Annotated in this window: 1 protein-coding gene; it reads left to right on the forward strand. The window is 64.4% G+C overall.

The window, feature by feature from the left end; all coding sequences use genetic code 11:
• Window positions 1-403: 403 nt before the first annotated feature.
• Complete coding sequence (locus EF879_RS28930) at window positions 404-529, forward strand: hypothetical protein (protein WP_370375568.1); 126 nt, start codon at window positions 404-406, stop codon at window positions 527-529.
• Window positions 530-734 lie beyond the last annotated feature (205 nt).

Here is a 734-nt window from a genome sequence, read left to right on the forward strand (position 1 = left end):
ACAACCACGACCGCGGTGCAACCATTTCTACGACCGCTAATTCCGGGCAGTGCCACGCCATCGTCGACGCGTCGCGTCGGATTGGGCAGGCTGAAATGCTGCGGCGCCAGCCTCGCCGAATGGGTTCACCGGCACGATCCGAGGCTCACCCGCCCACCGCGCGCAACCGACCGCCGGGCAGGTACGAACGTAGCCGAACGCGCATCGGTGGGGTCGATATTTGAAGGGCAGCCATTTTCCCCGTCCCGTGTGAGATGCCGCAGTCGTACGTGAGCGGCAAACTCGCGCCTGTGGACGCCGACACTGAGCACGCGATGCGCCCCGAGGATCTGGTCGACTTGTCGTCGAAAGGCTCAACGCCGGTGACGTCGACGGCTTGACCACACTGTACGAACCCGACGCGGTGCTGGCGCTGCCCAGTGGTGACATTGCGACCGGTTCCGACGAGATCCGCCGGCTTAATCAGCGTCTCGTGGCTGACCGGCACCCGGTCCGAGCCGGGCACCCAGCAGCCGATTTTGCGTGGTGAAGACCTTGCCCTCACGTCATCGCGTTTGGGCCAACGGCGTGGTGACGGTCGAGGTGGCACGCCGTCAGGCAGGCGGTACCTGGTTGTGGGTTTTTGACCAGCCCAACGTCATCTCGTAGCTAATCTTGCTGGCCCGACGACGACACCTACCCGTCGAATGTTGTGGCGGTGGCTGGCTACCGGCGTCTTTACCGTCTCACGGTCG

This window comes from Micromonospora sp. HM5-17 (assembly GCF_003762835.1).
In the GTDB taxonomy this organism is placed as follows: domain Bacteria; phylum Actinomycetota; class Actinomycetes; order Mycobacteriales; family Micromonosporaceae; genus Plantactinospora.